23 protein-coding genes are annotated in these 16971 nt (G+C 36.1%); 6 read left to right on the top strand and 17 right to left on the bottom strand.

Annotated elements, in window-relative coordinates; translation table 11 throughout:
• Positions 1–23: 23 nt before the first annotated feature.
• The 14 genes from R2S10_RS01115 to R2S10_RS01050 all read right to left on the bottom strand — a co-directional run bounded on the left by R2S10_RS01115 (position 24) and on the right by R2S10_RS01050 (position 8540).
• The gene (locus R2S10_RS01115; protein ID WP_316838584.1) at positions 24–329 is read right to left on the bottom strand and encodes a hypothetical protein; all 306 of its coding nucleotides are present in this window, start codon (positions 327–329) and stop codon (positions 24–26) included.
• Positions 330–819: 490 nt separating this feature from the next.
• A complete protein-coding gene (locus R2S10_RS01110; protein ID WP_316838582.1) occupies positions 820–1140 on the bottom strand; it encodes a hypothetical protein in 321 nt (106 codons plus the stop codon).
• Between the two features lie 176 nt (positions 1141–1316).
• Entirely contained in the window at positions 1317–1991 is a 675-nt protein-coding gene (locus R2S10_RS01105; protein WP_316838581.1) for a hypothetical protein, read from the bottom strand.
• A complete protein-coding gene (locus R2S10_RS01100) occupies positions 1930–2313 on the bottom strand; it encodes a hypothetical protein (protein WP_316838580.1) in 384 nt (127 codons plus the stop codon). Before R2S10_RS01100 ends, R2S10_RS01105 begins: the two co-directional genes overlap by 62 nt.
• A 289-nt stretch (positions 2314–2602) precedes the next feature.
• Entirely contained in the window at positions 2603–3016 is a 414-nt protein-coding gene (locus R2S10_RS01095) for a DUF6896 domain-containing protein (RefSeq protein ID WP_316838579.1), read from the bottom strand.
• 30 nt (positions 3017–3046) lie between these two features.
• Entirely contained in the window at positions 3047–3520 is a 474-nt protein-coding gene (locus R2S10_RS01090; RefSeq protein ID WP_316838578.1) for a hypothetical protein, read from the bottom strand.
• 97 nt (positions 3521–3617) lie between these two features.
• Positions 3618–4097 (bottom strand): SMI1/KNR4 family protein, encoded by a 480-nt coding sequence (locus R2S10_RS01085; protein WP_316838577.1) that lies wholly within the window; start codon positions 4095–4097, stop codon positions 3618–3620.
• Between the two features lie 18 nt (positions 4098–4115).
• Positions 4116–4784, bottom strand: a complete 669-nt coding sequence (locus tag R2S10_RS01080) for a hypothetical protein (RefSeq protein WP_316838576.1) — start codon at positions 4782–4784, stop codon at positions 4116–4118.
• A gap of 577 nt (positions 4785–5361) precedes the next feature.
• Complete coding sequence (locus R2S10_RS01075) at positions 5362–5955, bottom strand: hypothetical protein (protein ID WP_316838575.1); 594 nt, start codon at positions 5953–5955, stop codon at positions 5362–5364.
• A gap of 120 nt (positions 5956–6075) precedes the next feature.
• Positions 6076–6633, bottom strand: coding sequence for a hypothetical protein (locus R2S10_RS01070; protein ID WP_316838574.1), 558 nt, complete (start codon positions 6631–6633; stop codon positions 6076–6078).
• 184 nt (positions 6634–6817) lie between these two features.
• Complete coding sequence (locus R2S10_RS01065; RefSeq protein ID WP_316838573.1) at positions 6818–7249, bottom strand: hypothetical protein; 432 nt, start codon at positions 7247–7249, stop codon at positions 6818–6820.
• A gap of 361 nt (positions 7250–7610) precedes the next feature.
• Positions 7611–7865 carry an ORF6N domain-containing protein gene (locus R2S10_RS01060; protein WP_316838572.1) on the bottom strand — a complete coding sequence of 85 codons (255 nt, stop codon included), beginning with the start codon at positions 7863–7865 and terminating at the stop codon, positions 7611–7613.
• A complete protein-coding gene (locus R2S10_RS01055) occupies positions 7822–8277 on the bottom strand; it encodes a JAB domain-containing protein (protein ID WP_316838571.1) in 456 nt (151 codons plus the stop codon). Before R2S10_RS01055 ends, R2S10_RS01060 begins: the two co-directional genes overlap by 44 nt.
• A gap of 14 nt (positions 8278–8291) precedes the next feature.
• Entirely contained in the window at positions 8292–8540 is a 249-nt protein-coding gene (locus R2S10_RS01050; protein WP_316838570.1) for a hypothetical protein, read from the bottom strand.
• 798 nt (positions 8541–9338) lie between these two features.
• On the opposite strand from R2S10_RS01050, the gene R2S10_RS01045 reads away from it, so the two are divergent.
• The 5 genes from R2S10_RS01045 to R2S10_RS01025 all read left to right on the top strand — a co-directional run bounded on the left by R2S10_RS01045 (position 9339) and on the right by R2S10_RS01025 (position 12986).
• A complete protein-coding gene (locus tag R2S10_RS01045) occupies positions 9339–10193 on the top strand; it encodes a DUF6266 family protein (protein WP_316838569.1) in 855 nt (284 codons plus the stop codon).
• Between the two features lie 148 nt (positions 10194–10341).
• Entirely contained in the window at positions 10342–10893 is a 552-nt protein-coding gene (locus R2S10_RS01040) for a hypothetical protein (protein WP_316838567.1), read from the top strand.
• On the top strand, positions 10886–11290 hold the full coding sequence (locus tag R2S10_RS01035; protein WP_316838566.1) for a DUF2809 domain-containing protein: 405 nt from the start codon (positions 10886–10888) through the stop codon (positions 11288–11290). The genes R2S10_RS01040 and R2S10_RS01035 overlap by 8 nt, the downstream gene beginning before the upstream one ends.
• 40 nt (positions 11291–11330) lie before the next feature.
• Positions 11331–12314 (top strand): aldo/keto reductase, encoded by a 984-nt coding sequence (locus R2S10_RS01030; RefSeq protein ID WP_316838565.1) that lies wholly within the window; start codon positions 11331–11333, stop codon positions 12312–12314.
• Between the two features lie 165 nt (positions 12315–12479).
• Positions 12480–12986 (top strand): hypothetical protein, encoded by a 507-nt coding sequence (locus tag R2S10_RS01025; RefSeq protein ID WP_316838564.1) that lies wholly within the window; start codon positions 12480–12482, stop codon positions 12984–12986.
• Here R2S10_RS01025 and R2S10_RS01020 read toward each other — a convergent pair.
• Together R2S10_RS01020 and R2S10_RS01015 are read right to left on the bottom strand one after the other, a co-directional pair.
• Positions 12983–13177, bottom strand: a complete 195-nt coding sequence (locus tag R2S10_RS01020) for a KOW motif-containing protein (RefSeq protein ID WP_316838563.1) — start codon at positions 13175–13177, stop codon at positions 12983–12985. The genes R2S10_RS01025 and R2S10_RS01020 overlap by 4 nt on opposite strands.
• 40 nt (positions 13178–13217) lie before the next feature.
• Entirely contained in the window at positions 13218–15344 is a 2127-nt protein-coding gene (locus R2S10_RS01015; RefSeq protein ID WP_316838562.1) for an FUSC family protein, read from the bottom strand.
• A 104-nt stretch (positions 15345–15448) separates the two neighbouring features.
• On the opposite strand from R2S10_RS01015, the gene R2S10_RS01010 reads away from it, so the two are divergent.
• Entirely contained in the window at positions 15449–15844 is a 396-nt protein-coding gene (locus R2S10_RS01010) for a hypothetical protein (protein ID WP_316838561.1), read from the top strand.
• A gap of 3 nt (positions 15845–15847) precedes the next feature.
• Here R2S10_RS01010 and R2S10_RS01005 read toward each other — a convergent pair whose 3' ends face one another.
• A complete protein-coding gene (locus R2S10_RS01005; RefSeq protein WP_316838560.1) occupies positions 15848–16858 on the bottom strand; it encodes a metallophosphoesterase in 1011 nt (336 codons plus the stop codon).
• Between the last annotated feature and the right edge of the window lie 113 nt (positions 16859–16971).

Raw genomic sequence — 16971 nt, 5'->3', positions numbered from 1 at the left:
ACCCAATAATACTATCTACAATCCTAGAGAGGATAATCAAATATTAACCTGTCATCTAGTGGTATTTCTTTTTCATCTTCATAATAGAAATAGTTCCCTATTAAGTGATTATCTGCTGAGGTTAATTGAAGTTTTACTTCTACTGTAAATCTATCTATTTCATGTTCAGAAAACTGCAAACAGATAGCATCCTCTTTCAAAATGATTTCATCTATTGGAGTATCTATCTCATCTTGTAGATAATCATTGTCTGGATTTAAAACACATTCACTGTAAGAAAGCCTTGCCCTTAAATATAGAGCTTTAAAAAATTCAACTTCTAATTTCATACTTTATATTACTTAGTGTTCAAAAGCTGTAAACCTTGCGTTATCAACAACTTTAATATACCATTTAAGTTGTAGGGCCCATAATCCTACTGTCTCGTATATCAGGCTTTAGCAGAGGGTTTCTTTAGGCAGAAAAAAACTATGAATAAAGACATTAAAAAGGAAAACACAAGATTTACCCCCAAATAAAAAAAATTAAACCATTTTACGTTTTGGCAATCGATGCATTTCCCTCCAGTATCTTGCATAAAAACTATTGGAAAACCTACGCGAGTAAGTCCATCACTCATACCACTAAAGTCACTTAGAAATATAGTCAGAATAGCAAATATGCCAACGAATAGAATTATTATCCACTTTATATTAATTTTGACAAACGACACCATCATAAATTATTTTTATTTGTACATAAACCGGATCAACGAACCTCGCCCCATAATCGCACTAGTCACCAACATGATCCATCTCAAATGGATTTACATAGAACACGCTACTCAACCTGTCCCTTCTCTTTCAGCTCCTTTAAGCTATACACTTTCTTTTCTAGAACTTTAGGGCTTTGCCATTCTGGACTTTGGCCTTCATTTGTACTTTTAATAATGATAACGCTATCGCCTTTGATGTCTGCAGTAAGAATTTCCGAGGTCTCGTCATATTTACCTAAAAACAACCTGAAACTGGATGAATCGGTTAAATAATCGTAAGTCAGATCACTTTCCGGCAACCCTACACCCAAATCATTAAAAACCTCCACATAAAGCTTGCTGCATGGTAGTCTACTCTCATTTTTGCAAATATCTAACGTTCTCAAATGTTTTTTCTGACCGTTCCTACAACCGGATATTATAAAAAATAACATTAAATAATAAATGACTTTCATCGTTTCCCTCATTTATAACGTCGGGTAGCTTTACACGCATCAACTATACTTTTCGTATTCCGTCTAAAGTCGATTACCCTATCTCCAATAGGCGAAATCTACAGCGTTTAATTTACTTGCATCTTTTTCAAATAAAGGCTCAGTACTTCATCACCATTAGACTCATTTCTACGATTAAGATCCTTTATCATTAGCTGAATGTAAGTAATCCTTTCTACTTCAGTAAAACTATCCAAATTTCTTTTAAAACAATTCACAACCTGAGTAAGTAGCCCTTCTAGTTCATAATCAGTTATAATCTGTACTCCATCCCTTTTTGTATAAATGAAATAATATAATGGAAAATGAGGCCCCATCATCCTAAAAGAATATACCCCCTGAACAAATTGATAATTATTAACTTTATCCTTTCCAAGGATATGATAAATTGAAATACCGGCTTTTAAACTATCATTTCTTTCATGCCATAAAAACCCATATAATTTAGTTCTAACACTGTCACCAACATGAACCATCTCAAATGGATTTATTTTTTTTGACCGTTTCTTTTTATTTTGGGCTACTAAATCAGCACTTACCATCAACAAAATAACAAATATTACATAGACACTTTTCATAGGTAACTTTTCTTTTTCTGTTCCTTTATTATTCTTTCTGAGCTTAATTTGCTTTCTCTTCTTTGGTAGGCTCCTACTGTAGTTTACAATTTGTAAATAATCCTCATAGATAATAATCAGACCAACTATTAAAGTGTATTTTAAGTTTTGCACAAAGTAAGCCACACACCATATTTCTATCTAGAGATCCTGTAGTGTAGAGTATTTCAAGAACCCCTACCTTGACTATATTTAAGATTTCTAAATTATAGCTTTCTCCTAAAAGATTAATAAATTTAAAAGCATTCTTGACAAAACTGGAGGAATTGTTGATAGAGAGTTCTCTACCCAAGTCCATTGCAAAATCATTCATGTAAAAATAAATTCCTTCCTCAAACACATTTTCCTTGGCATAACCGTTAGCATACTCTGGAACCATCTCAAATAACAAGGATTTCAATACTTTACTGATAAAACTATCTATTTCGTTCAATTTATTTTTCACCATTTTAAACCTTATCCTCTATTAAAAATCCGCTTATACACTTCTACAAGAAAATAACTTAAGATCAAGCAACAAAGGAGGTCAAAAAGTAAATAAGAGAACTTAAACCAATTAAGGTGAGCGCAATCTTGACATTTACCTCCATTATGCTGAAGAAAAACTAGCGGAAAACCCAAACGGTCCAGCCCGTCAGTCATACCTTTTAATGAGCTAAAAGATATTGAGACCGCTATAAAAACTATTATTGCCAAAATAATCTTTGTCTTATAATTATTCATCCAAGCAGGCTAAATCAATTTAAAAAATTTTCCACATCCTTAATTTGAAAAACTAGAAATTTGACACCACTAATATCTAATAGAACAAGTTCTCTCTTTTCAACCAACTTTAATAGTTCTATGTGAATTTCATCCAAATTATAGGTTATCCCACTCCACTTCGCATTAGTATTGATAAATTCATATACCTCCCAGTTAGAAAACTTAATAGGAAAACCATTTTCAGGCAGGAAGTCAAATTCACAAACAACCCCCTCTTTTTCTAATCTACATCCTGCACCATGATAGAAAAAACTATAATCGCCAATAGTCCCACTACCCAGATCTATAAAATCGGATTCAATACCATTTTGCTGGATGATAAGCTCTTTATATCCAACTATAAAACTAACATAATCAATCAAAATTTCTTTTAGAAAATTTCCCATTAAAATAATCCTTTGTGTATGCCCTGAATTTTATCTCTCAAACATAGCCCAAGTCCAGTACTTTCCATATAAAATAAGATATAAAGCGAACAAAATTATTGGTGTATATGAGAGCGCAAGTCTTAAATATTTACCATTGAATTCAATTAGATGAATGTTTTTCTTCAAAATCAACTTCATCGTAACAATGAAGCCCATTAATACTAAAAGCGGCATTGATAATCCTATTAATATTATCCAATTAAAAATACCGTCTTCTAAAATCCTTTTGATAAGAATAAAATTAAAAGGAATAATGAACAGGTACCCTATTAGCCCTAACAATAATCCAAGATTAGTTTTATAAATCACTACAGGTGAGGCCACTGTAAAAATAACGACAGAGCCCAATAATGCCGCCACAGGAATCGAACTTGCAAAACCAGATGAAAACCCTAATGAAAACGAGACTACCCATGCCGTCCATAATGCAGATACTACATAAATAAAATATACATTCCTCATAATTTCAGAGTATTTCTATCACTTATTTCCATCTTTTATATCAAAAAAATTCTCTACAATTACACAATTTACAGCGCTGTTTCAATAATAGATACATTCATTCTCTCGTTGGAAAATATAATTCTTTAGCATCATTCAGGTATAATTCAACAAATTCTGAGAAGGAATTTGCAATCTTTTGATATTTCTCTCCACATAAAATATAAACCTCATTCTCATCTGAAAAATCAGGATAAAGTTTAATTGCATATACAAAAAGGTCAAAGGTAAAATTAGCAAACACATACAATTTGCTGATTTCATTAATCGCTAAAAGACCTTTATAATCAGGAATACCTTTTTTATTTTTGAATTCATCTTTTACTTTTACAATTCGATCAATGGAATAAAACTCATAAAGTTCATTAGTACATTCCCCTCCGGTTCCATTTAATGATTTAAAATAGGTCATTAAATCTTCGGGTATGATCACGTTATTTTCTTTCTGAAATGACCGTAAATATTCGGGATCTGCAGCTGAGCCATACAAGGTGTTTTCAATAACCCATTTCTCTCTGAGTTCTTTTAGTTTAAGCATTTACTCTCCATAGTTATTTTACCAGGTTGCCGGTGTAATTTTATCTTTATCAGACAGTTCGAATACATTTGCATTTAACTTTTTAGGCGTAATATCTATAGCCGTACTTGTCAAAACAAATTGATCATCTTCATAAACAGTTTTTAAAGGCAACGCTTTTGTCCTGGAAATGATATAGTACCAATTGCCATATATATGTTGTTTAAACAGTTCTGGATTTACAGCATATTTCTTATTAAAATAATAATAGCTTTTGCTTTTAGGCGTATAAACTACTAGCACATCACAAGGTATCCCCATAATGATTTCTTTACTCTTTTGTACCTCATATTTTATAGCGACATCTTTATTTTTACTATAATCTTCCCAATAAACTATATCTGAGTTCCCGGTAAGCATATAACTTCTATTTTCTGTACTTCTATATAGTTGCATTTTAAGAAAGGATCCATTCATGATAGATTTGTAATCTCCCCCTTTAATAAAGTATTCCTGTGTAGTGCCCATTATTTCATTTAATTGCTCATCCTTCAATTGAGGAGACTTGCTTTTATAACTATTAGAATATGTAATGGTTCCTTCAAAAAATTGCGCAAAGCCAATCACTGGACTAAGTAACAATAGCAAAACAAGTATGCTCAACTTTTTTTCTTTCAATTGATTTTCCTTTAATAGATTTATGTTCATTTATTTTGGTTGGTTATTTTATAAGGTGATTCATAGATTGATTTTCATAAGTTATGACATAAGCCGTAATGGTTGCCGCTAATATTGATCTTCCTTAAGACCTAAGCTTTGAAATAGTTCAACATGCACGTACATCAATAATATAAATATTAAGACACTAAGGACTTTAATTCCAAGAGAAGACCTCTTATCTTGAGAAACACCGATAAGTAACATTATAAAGCAAGGTACTAATCCAATAAAGAGCAACAGATGTATGAACCCCATTCCTGCCAAGTCACTCTTACCCCCTGCGAAAAGTTTTGTACCAATATCATTTAGACCTATGAAAAAATAGGACAGGACTGATTTCACAAGAATACTGAAATCTGTTTCAGTAAATAGGATTAACCCTGTCATTATAGATATTGTAACAGGAGTCATAAAGATTCCACTGGGTGGCAAGAAGTGACCAATTATAATACTTGCTAATAATAAGGTTATTAATAGCCCAATAAGAATTGTGATTGATAGTTTCATATTAATTATAGTTTGACTAGAGTTCAGCATAACAAACAGTCATGATACTACCAAACAGCTACCTCTTTATTTTAATTAATTTATGATCCTTCCAAATAAAATCATAAATCACTTTGCTTTTGTTTGCCAGGGTATCATTCCAACTAACTGTTTTATTTGACAACCGACCTCTTATATACCCGTAGTTGATTCTTCTACCGTCATACACGACTGTTACATCCTTAAATTCAAATAAATAACCATATGGAAAAGTCGGAACAGCCGAAGAAAAGAAATATGTACTTGTAATAAAAGAAAGTTCATAATCATTTGGAGGTAACTCCTCATACTCTTTTAGTAAAGCAATGACATTTAAAATCATCCTATTAGGAACTTTATTGTAAGATTTATAACCATAAGTCTTAACTTCATCTAATGAAAGGGAATCACCTGCAATCACAAATCGTACGTCAATTAAGCCATCTCCTATTTTATCTGGCATTTTCTTTATCACTTCCATTGTATCTCCTACCCAGCGCTTAAAAATACTATCCTGCTTATTCTCCATGATTATTTTACTATCTAGTTCATGAAGATTTGATTGGCAACTTACACTTATTAAGAAGCCAAAAATTAAGCCACAAAAAATTAATGGAATTTTAACACTTTTCATAATTACTTTGTAAAACATACTCTTTACTTGCCCTAATTACCTGTAATCCATCTTTTTTTGTGTACATAAAGTAATAAATAGGAAAATCCGCCCCCCCGAGCAAAGCCAGTAACACTGGTTTTACCTAGAACTCTTCTTATAATTTTTATTGAACGCAATAAGCAACTTATTTAATTTTTCAATCTCACCAACTTTTTTTATATCTCCATATATTTCGTCAATTCGACTGATTAGCAATTCATATTCTACCTCTTTGGAAATTCTTCCTTTTTTTACGATTTGATTCACCTGTAATCTATACATGAATTTATCCCAGGGTAAAGCAGATAGAATTAAAAATGCGAGTGCAATAAAAACTTTACCCAGAGAATGTGTTAGTCCACCAGGTCTGTAAAAGTAATCAAACTCATCATTATATATAAGCCGTATCTTAGATCCTACCGGATATTTTAAGCTTTCCTCACTTCCCATTCTAATTCGATGTACTTTCCCCTTAAAATATACTTGAATAGAAGAAATAGTTTTTGAACGCCTATATAACTGGCGATTAACCTCATAAAGCTTCACCAACCCCTCTTTTTCGAGATTTGCATCCTGAAAATAAAAGAACAAATTATACACAATACAGAACAATGCCAGTACAATAAACACCTTTTGAGTTCCATTATAATCTTTCATATATTATTAATTAACCATTTGACCTGCGTCAATTTTTCCAGTCCCTATTGTACCTTTTGACTCTGGCACTCGGAAATACATATTAATTCTCTGTAAAACCTCTACAACGAACTAAAGGATCAAAGTAATAACTTCTAATAAGAGAATTAAAAGAATTATTCCTTTCAAAATATTAAAAATTACATTATTCATCTAAAGCAGATTTTTGGATATAAGCTGTAATGGTTGCCACAACTAGCGGATCTGTCTCCTTAGTTAATTTAAAAAATTCAGGGTCATCAATACTATAGAACAAAAACATCTTGCGTCTATTTATCAAACCCCAATACTTATCTATATGATCACCAAGAGAGCCAAACTGAATTAATAGCACATCACCTACTTTAGCACCATAAATATCTACATGTTTCTTTATAAATATTTGCCCCGAATAATCTGCCATTTTAATTGGTGATTTCTCAATAGAAATCTGCTTTTCTTGAATTAAAAAATTAATAATTTCATTCTGAAATTTAAGAATCCGATGATCTTTATCAACATTGTAACCCTTCTGCGCAAAAGCTACATTCGTAGAAAGTACAAAAACTATAAACATACATTTTATTAATCTCCCCATCTTGATTATTATTATTGAAATAAAGAATCCACTTAACCCAAGCAAGCTATACTGCTGATCTGATATAGGAAATAAACAGGACTAAAAAGCATAATTATTTTAACAACTTTTGATTTCATTTTTACTGATTGGTTCTTTTATAAATTAAACGTTGCTTTTATGATGGCCATTCTACCCCTTATTTCATAACGACTAATAAAAAATTGGTTCGAAGATAGACTAAAATATGTGCAAGGGTACTAATATTCAACTCTAAATCGGTACGCCATTTAATCAATTTACATCGTGTTTTTAAATCCGTAAACAGGGCGAAAGTGATGGTGTAGGCAAGGGCAGCAAAACTCTGATAAAAGCCGAAAGCTTACTCGGTTTTGATGCCCAGAAGGTAGAGGTAAGGTTTATTCTTCTTTGAGGTCACAAATTGTGACCTCAAACTTTCAAGCTCTTTTCTGGTTATTTCAAACATAAAGTCGTCGGGAAAACCGGTAATATTACGTCTTACCGCCTGCTTTAACACCTTGGTCTCCACTATAAACTTCCATTGACTATGGATGTCTTTTGTTAATTGACCGCTACAACAACTCTTCACAGGCAAAACTGAAATATCCCTCCTCATTTATAATCAAATGATCTATCACATTGATATCTAACATCGCTCCTATATTCTTTAGGTTTTCCGTGAAGGTTAGGTCCTGTTCACTAGGTGTTAACACCATTGCCGGGTGATTATGACATATCAAAATCCCAGTCGCCCCACTTTTGATGGCAGCGGCAAATATGATTCTTGGATCGGCAATTACCCCCGTTAATCCACCCTTAGAAACATTTAAAATCCCCAACACCGCATTGCTTCTGTTCAAAAGAATGACTTTAAATTCTTCGATCAGCCCAATCATATCCATATTCCAATGCTGCATAAATATTTCATAAATGTCTTCGGTGCATCTTAAAATAGGGCGTTCACATGCTTTAATCTTCGGTTTGTACTGTAATTCTATTTCTGATATTTTATATAATGAATGTTGCATTTTTGGCCTCCAATCTATTTAAATAATGGTTTAGGATAAATTACTTTGAGCTGATCTATAGTAGGCACCAATGCCTTCTGCAATTGCATGATGCTTAAAAAAGAACTGGGCAGTGGCAGATCAAGATCTTGCCCTTTCTTTAATGCGTGTACACAATTCATCAATTGAATTAAATCAAATTGTAAATCCTGTATAAAGTCATGTTCGAAATCTTCGAAATTATCTATCTCTATTATTGTTTTACCGTTTTCTGTTCTTACCATAATGGTTAATGTTTAGGAAATGAAATATTCTGGAATTATCAACAGGAAAAAATTTCATTATACTAAACCGGAGCCGGAGCTTTAGTTCTCGGTTCCCGATGCCAGTTAGCAAGGAGGTCTAAATTTGAAGCGGAGATTTGTCGTTTTCTTGGGTTCATGGCTCATATTTTTTTAATGAGCCTTTTTGAGATCAACACAAATAAATGTGAGGACTGCAAACCATCGTAGCAATTTAAAGTTTCTGAAGCCTTACGCGAAATGGAATTACAGCAGTCCTCACATCCATTTTTATTGGATGCATAAATATAAACACCCTAAAGTACAAATATGGGTGTTTTTTTTGCTGTCTTATCCCGCGGCTTCAGATACTCCTACGACAAGACTCTTTACTAAAAAATTTAATTACAAGACTAATATTATTAATTATATAGACATAAACAAATCTATTAAAATAATTTATAAGAAAAATAACAATTAATTTTAATCCAAAAGTTAACCACCACAACAAAAGCCAAAAAAATCTGTTTCAGACTGCTTAAGCCTCAGCTCCTTTATCCTCCCCTCGATATCAGTTCTATATGAGTCTTATTTCAGTAAGTCTTCCATTCATTATCTATTAATGGTTGATTAATCCTTAATAGGTCAAAATGACCTTTCAAGCACTATTTGAAGATGTCCTGACTACGTATTTAATATCTAAAGATTTAGAGCTTATTTCGAAATCATCTATAAGGAATGTCGAAGCAATTAACTACCTTACCATTCGCAACACACTACTAACCAATCAATAACAAGGCTATGGGAAGTTTACAAAACGGATTATTTGGTGGATTTAATGGCCGGGTAGGCAATCTAGTTGGCTATATACTGAACGGCAAAAACGTGATCAGAACTATTGGGCACTCTGGTAAGCCCCTTAGCCCCGCCAGAAAGATCAATTGCGATCGCATGAAGATTGTGAACGATTTTTTACACCCAATTACCAGTTTCATCAAACTGGGTTTTAAGCTAAAAGTACTTGGAACGGACAGAAACTACTACAATGAAGCAGTTTCTTACAATAAAAAACACGCTGTAATGGGCGAATATCCTAATGCTGAAATGGATTATTCCAAAGCCATGCTGAGCATGGGAACGCTTTTAAAAGCAGAAAACCCACAAATCCAGCTCATAGGCACAGCAATTGAATTTACCTGGGACGTACCAGATGACCTTCCATGGGAAAACAGAAAAGATCGGGCCATGTTGCAAATTTGTTTCCCGGGTAATACTCAACAAACGCATTGCCTCAGTGCATCCCATAGAGAAGATGGGAAACATACCCTACAAATTGATCCAAGCCTTGTCAATGCAAGAATAGAGGCCTATATTTCCTTTATCAAAGCCGATGGATCAGCCATATCAGACAGTGTTCATGCAGGTAGCATTGCCAAAAAAGAAAAGATCGCTGAACCTGAAATAGAAAAAACTGAACCCACAGAAAAAGCGGAGAAGAATGCGAGCAAAGAGGTTCAGACGATAGTTAAACATACCGCCAACACTAAATCATCACCAAAAACTAAAATAAAAGCCAAGCTTAGTACAAAGCTAAAGCCTCAGTTCTCGCCAGTCCGAAATGCGAAGATCCCGGAGAATCCCGACCATCCCTCCTGAGTGTCATAAATTGAGGATCGGATTCGTCTAAACCCAGCCTTCTGGCATCTATTTTTTGATGATCAACAAGACCGTCAGGGACAGAATTGCCCTGTTTTTTCAGCTCTGGCATGAAAGTGGTACTGCCTTCTCTATTAAATTAGAAATTATGAATTTACCCTCGCTTAAGAACATCAACTTTAAAAAAGTAAGAAAAGATGTCAGAGAAGGCTTTAACAACCTTGCCTCTGGTGGCTTTAAACAGATTTTTAGTCGGATTGACCAGGTGAATATCAAAAAAGGTGTTGACACTTTAGGCATTGATAAGTTCGTAAATCAATGTGCATTAATGGCAGGTGGATCGGGTTTAATTACCGGAGTAGGTGGCGTTGGCACCATGCTGATTGGTACTCCCCTAGATATGATCAACATCATCACACAGCAGTTTCGTGTCACTTTGGCCATTTCCTATCATAAAACCGGTTTGTATAAAATCAGTTTTGAAGAATTTTTCAAGATTGTAGCTTCCTCAGTGAAGGCAGATACCCAATTGGTACTCAGTAAAAACATTATGGAGGAAGTTGCAGAGAAAATATTCCTGAATTTAGGCTCCAAAGTAAGTCGCCGTTTAGTACCAGTGGTAGGTGGCGTAATTAGTGGAACCATAAATTATATGTTCATCAAAAAACTCGCAAAAGAATTAATGAACAAGCATGCTTAACCTCAAAAAAAGAGGTTTTTATGCCTTACTCATTCTGATTGTCATTGCTACTGGTTTACTTTCCAGGAAAACGACCATTGTCCCATTATTCGTAGGCGATTTATTATATGCAGTGATGATGTTTTTAATCATCAGGTTTCTGCTCCTGAAATCAAGCGATCAAAAGGTAGGAACCCTAAGTTTAGTACTCTGTTACTGCATTGAGTTTGCTCAAATTTACCAGGCGCCATGGATCAACCAGATCAGAAGCACAACTTTAGGTGCCTTGGTTCTTGGACGCGGCTTTCTATGGTCTGACATTTTTGCATATACAGCAGGTATTGGGCTTTGCCTCTTATTATCTCTGTACTTCAACAGTGATAATGGTAAGGAAAACAGTAATTTGGATACCATCTGATAGAAAATATTCAGTGACTTTTGTTTAGAAATCTTAAAATATGAAAAACAGAACATTAGGAACAAGCGGACTCCAGGTATCTGCCATGGGTCTGGGTTGTATGGGCATGAGCTTTGGCTATGGACCTGCAGGCGATAAGAAAGAAATGATTACGTTATTACATGCAGCTGTCGAAAAGGGAATTACCTTTTTTGATACTGCAGAATGCTACGGACCATTTACCAATGAAATACTACTTGGCGAAGCGCTTTCCCCATTTCGCAACCAGGTAGTGATTGCCACAAAATTTGGCTTTCAGGATGGAGATTCGAAAAAAGGCTTAGATAGCAGTCCTGCGAGAATAAGAGCGGTTGCTGAGGCTTCCTTAAAAAGATTAAATATTGAGGCGATCGATTTATTTTACCAACACCGTGTGGATCCGAATGTACCGATGGAAGAGGTTGCGGGAACGGTAAAAGACCTGATTAAAGAAGGCAAAGTGAAACATTTTGGCTTATCGGAAGCAGGTGTGGAAAGCATCCGTCTTGCCCATGCGGTACAACCGGTTACTGCTTTACAAAGCGAGTATTCTTTATGGTGGCGGGAACCAGAATTGGAGATCATCCCTACCCTTGAAGAACTTGGAATTGGCTTTGTCCCTTTCAGCCCGCTTGGAAAAGGCTTTCTGACTGGTAAAATCAACGAAAATACGGAGTTTGACAAAACCGATTTCCGCAATATCGTACCCCGCTTTTCGGCAGAGGCACGCAAAGCAAACCAGGCAATGGTAGATTTACTGAATAACATTGCCAGAGAAAAAGAGGCTACACCGGCACAAATTGCACTGAACTGGCTTTGGGCACAAAAACCATGGATTGTCCCTATTCCCGGCACTACGAAATTACATCGCCTGGAAGAAAACATTGGGGCAAGAGAGGTTGAACTTACATCCGAAGATTTACAACAGATCGAAGAAGCTGCTAAACAAATCCAGATTCAGGGTGCGCGTTATCCTGAACATTTGCAAAAGAGAGTAGGAAAATAAGTTGAAAAATGGCCATCAGGTAGAAAGCCTATCAGAAAAAGAATTTCTCATTTTATCTGGCAATAATTGTCGCCATCGTATTGCTGATTATGGTGGCCAATAAAATCAAGGTCTCCACCTGATGCAGTAAGCGCTGGAGCGATCCTCTTATTGGGTTGGACAGGTATGCGTGGTGTAGTGTCCCTAGCTACAGCTTTATCTATCCCTGTACACCTCGCAGACGGCAGTCCTTTTCCCCAACGGAACCTAATTCTCTTCATCACTTTTATTGTGATTCTGCTCACCCTACTCATACAAGGCCTCACCCTTCCCTATTTCATTAGGAAAATAAAATTCCCAAACCTGGATAAAGAATTGCCAGAAGAGGAATCCTACCAATCGATAAAGAAAGAGCTGGCCGCATATGCTTTGTCGGAATTGAGAGCTAACTACCCCGAGCAGTTAAATCATCAGCCGATGTTACAACAAATCGCAATAAAATGGGAAAATGCAACAACCGCCAGTCCTGATCAACCACTCGCTGAAGAATGTAAAATCATCTATCTTGAATTGCTGGAAAAGCAACGAATATGGTTAATAAATAAAAACAAAATAGAGATGACCCTGGATGAAGAAATCATCAGAAGACATTTAAAATTCCTGGATATGGAAGAAGAAAAGTTCAATACTTAATTGATTTCTGGTACTACGATTACATTTTTCCCAAGGGTTTTAAACCTCGGCCCATTTTCTTGTTCCACGGTGATGGTAATGTGTCCGGTTTTGCTGGTATTGATGTCTCTCACCTTACCGGATTTACCTTTATGGGTTCCTCCGATGACCAGGCATGGATCACCATCTTTTAAATTTTCTAGGGTACTCATCTGCTGAAATCTATTCTTAATTCTAAGGTAAGCTAAAAAATTAAACGAAATACATTTTCAATTCTAAAGATAGAGCGAGTAAAAGGTTAAGTCGGTGTTGTAATGTCCCTTCCCCATCGTTATATTCTTCCATTTTATCCCTATGAACCACTTTATTGATATTTTGCAGGTTTAATTTATCGCTGTTCTGGGCACAAAACTCCATATTACTTAAGGCTTCCGACAACAATGCGATCCCTGAATTCTCCATGGTACTTCGCTTTGCAGACAGCGACAAAGAGGCGATAATAGAATTGATTCTATAGCTAAGGATTTGAATGGCAAAAACCCCGTGCATGTCTACCAGTTTACTTTTCGGTTCCAGGTGCAGGTATTGCAGCGTTTCTGAAAATTTAGCCAGCTGGATATAACTATTTTTCCGCGCCAGTTTTGATGCCGTTAGTCCTGTTGCATTTCCCCATAGCTCCTCCCTTACTTTATGCAGGTAATTGCTATTGGCTTCGAGGATATTTGAAATTAGTGTTTTTAGGCTTTTGATCTCCCATACCGGGAAAAGAAATGCGGCAAGGAAAGCGATGACACAGCCTACAATCGTATACAAGACCCGCTCCATAATGATATGATCGGAATGACCATCATAAATACTAAGCGAAAGGATCACCATGGCAGTCACGAATACCACACTAACGGAATATTTTATCCGGTTGAAGGTAAAGAAACCAAGGAGCATAAATGCAGATAAAACCAGGAGTACTGCGGTTTGTTTGATCAACAGTAATAACACAATTCCTAGAACGGCACCAATGAAAGTTCCGGATAAGCGCTCCACATTTCTCTTCCAGGTGAGTCCGAATCTTGGTTTTGCTACGATCACAATGGTGAGCAACAACCAATAGCTGTATTTTCCAAGTGGGAAGAGCAGTGTGATCAGGTAGGCGAAACCACACATGAGCGCCAGTCGCAAGGAAAATCTAAAGACCGGGGCACTAAAAGAAAAGTGCTGCTTTAATGATTTTAGGGTAAATAATTGAGGAGATAAAAACTCTTCATAAGCAATGTCCTCCGTATCCAGATTGGCAGGAATGGCAGACATAGGTCTGCTGTTTTTAATCACCTGAATGTCCAATACAATCCCTTCCAGGTTTTTCAATACTTTAAGTATGATGTTCGCGGTTGCTTCTTCTGCTGAAGATGCCAGTCTGGTTAGTTCCGCTTTTGCCTGTTCAAATTTAAGTAACCTGGATTCCGAATGTGCTTTTTTAGGCCTTAAGAAAACAGCGCTAAGCACTTCTAATTCTTCTGCCAGCAACTCAATGGATTCAATAATCAGGTTTAATGCACCGGTTTTATCGAGTTTCTTCCTAACATAAGCATAGTCGTAATGGATGGCGGTTACCTGTTCGTACAAGTCAATTACACTCACTGCGGTTCGCAACAACTGTTGTCCACGTTCATTAGTTGGCTTCATTGCCGCTTTGTCGCTTAGCAACAGATTTCTTACCAACTCCTGCTTTTCGCTCACTTTGATGTGTAAGGCGATGGTTTCACTATAACATTCCTCGAGGTTTACCTCAGGATCATAATAGCGGGCTTTAGATTTTAGAAAAACAGAGGTTGCGGTAATACATTCAAAAATGGCCTGATGCAATGATCTATATGGCCAGATCACAATCTGAATCAAGCTAATCAGGAAATACCAATATCCGCCCAGTAAGATGTACCAGCTAAATAACAGAGGATTTACGGGATGTAAGCCCAGGGTGAATATCCCCAGAATAATGGCCATCGTTCCAGTTAGTGCCAGTCTGTGGCCAAAAATCGCCAACATGGAAAAGACAAAAGTCAACAGGAAAATACTCGTGCCCGTAAGCCAATGATTCCCCAAGGATGAGGAAATAATCAGCGCAGTAAAAAAGAAAGAAAATGTGCTGGTAATCGCAGTTTTAAACTTATTAGCACGGTTTCCCGGTGCATCCGTTAAGCTGATCAGTAATGCACCAACTCCTACCCCAACGGCCATGTTAGGTTGATCGTAGTAAAACAGCAATACAAAAGGTAATACAATGGCTATGGTATTTCGCAAGGCATCTGTAAAGTATTCGCCATATACCAAACTGATCAACCTGGTTTTTATGTTATCCCATTTCAGCAGATCCTTACTAAACATAATTGCGTTGAATTTATTATTTCGCCGCAAAATTATTGTAAATAAAGGGAATGTGGTTGAAATTGGGATAAAAAAATAATTAACTTGTATACAAAGCACCATCCATGAAAAAACTACTCTGTATATTATTGCTCATTATGGCCTCTAGCTGGACGTTATATGCACAAAAATCAAAAATTGATTCCATCAATATGATTTCCAGAGAACTATTTGGTGAAAAATTGCGACTAAAAGTTGATACGGCTAAGCTTCAAACCTATTACGAGAATGATGAGGGAGAAATGGTGGCTGGCGATCAAATCTGGTGGAAAGAGTTTATCGGAACTGAAGTCCGCTCCAACCTCTCTCTCCTTCTTTATGGCAAATTAAGGAATAAAGATGGAAAAAGAGATGATGAAGTTGCGCATAACTGGACTGCGATTAGTTATGAGAAAATTCAGGAACCAAAAATTAAAGTTTTGGCTCAGCTGATCGAAGATATCGGGGCTAAATTCCCCTAAAAGCTATGCTTTATTTAGGGTAGTTTCATAAATGACTTTTCCAGAATGATTGATAATTTGCGCATTCAATCTGTTTTTATCTATTGAAAAATACATAAAGCCATGTTCTGCCGCTTCAAACTTACTATATGGAATGCCTGCGGTAACGGGTGTAATTTCTGAGCCGGAACCAGAGATAAACTGATGGGTAAAACCTTCGGGTTTCAGGTGTTGTAGAGAATGGTCATGCCCGGATAAATAAACATCCACTTTATTGCGCTCGAAAATCTCTTTCAGCACTTTTCTTACGGCAAGTGTATCGTAATTTTTGATCCTTGGTCCGACAGTATAAATGGGATGATGGCCAATTACCATTTTCCATTTGATATCCGGCCCTGCATTTTTCAGGGTTTTATCAATCCAGGCGAGCTGTTGATCAGGTTGCTGGTTGTCTACAAAAGGTGCATATTTTTCATTGTTATGGAACTCTGGAATCAGTGGACAAGTGTCAATAAAAATCATCAGAACTTTATCGCCATTAGTCCCCCCCAGACTAACTTCTTTTGAATAGTAGCGTGCTGGCATTTTCCATCTCCTACTCACTTTACTATACCTCACCTGTGCATCCGGATCACTCTGGTAATCGTGGTTTCCTAGAATAGGATACCAATCATCCTGCAATGAGAAATCAGTATAGATATTTTCAAAAGAATAGTGCCATAACGGATCATGCTCGCTCACCACTCCTTTTGGGTAAAAGTTATCTCCTAAAGAGAGGATAAAATCATTTGGATTTTCTGTGGCCCATTTCCCCATTTGCTTGGCAACATGAGTCTGATGGTCTGCACCGGTTCGTCCCCAATCTCCGATGGCTACAAAATGTAATTTATAATCATCCTTTTTAGCCTTGGCTGGAGAAAGATCCTCGCCTTCAAAATGGGTTTCCGCATTGGCTGCTACAGATGCTAATGGAGCCAATAAAGTGGCGCCCAATGCTGTAAAAGCAGTGCTTTTCACAAAATCTCTTCTTTTCATATCGTTGGGAGCTTGTCTTAATGAGTTTATGGCGAAAATACCCAGTTTAACGCCCTCCCATTTTACCCCAGCATTAACCTTTTGTTAAGCTTTCTTCCTTCTCTATAATACCT

Origin of the sequence: Pedobacter gandavensis (assembly GCF_032678745.1) — a bacterium.
GTDB lineage: Bacteria > Bacteroidota > Bacteroidia > Sphingobacteriales > Sphingobacteriaceae > Pedobacter > Pedobacter gandavensis_C.
The sequence above is the reverse complement of the archived record's forward strand: the minus strand, read 5'-3'. Positions and strand labels throughout refer to the sequence as shown.